1 protein-coding gene is annotated in these 388 nt (G+C 68.0%); it reads right to left on the minus strand.

Features of this window, described 5'->3' with window-relative positions:
* A partial coding sequence (locus JWG43_RS21200; protein ID WP_205244501.1) for a glycosyltransferase occupies positions 1-388 on the minus strand: 388 nt, incomplete at both ends.

Genomic DNA, 388 nt, shown 5'->3' on the forward strand with positions numbered 1-388 from the left:
GGCGCCGGCCTCGATGGGGTTGGACACCGCGAACGCCCGGTCGTGCAGATCGGGGAAGGTGCGCACGAAGGCGTCGCGCTCCGCCACGCTCACGAAGACCAGGGCGTCTAGGCGCTCATAACGCGCCCGATAACGCCATCGGTCGATTGGGTGGCGCGGCGGGCGCAGGGCGTTGTGGCGATAGAGAAGGTGGGGCGTCTCGCGCAGGGCCTGCTGCACGGCCAGCGCCTGTTTCACCTGCTGATGATGTTCGATCACATCAGGTCGAAAGGCGCGCAGCCGTTCGATAAGTGTCGGCATGCGGCTACGCCCCGCCGGCAGGGCGTCCACGCTTGCTGAAACGCCGTCGTCCGCGCCCTGACAACAGAAGATGCGCGTCTCGCCGCCC

The organism is Desulfobulbus alkaliphilus (genome assembly GCF_016918545.1).
In the GTDB taxonomy this organism is placed as follows: Bacteria; Desulfobacterota; Desulfobulbia; order Desulfobulbales; family Desulfobulbaceae; genus Desulfobulbus; species Desulfobulbus alkaliphilus.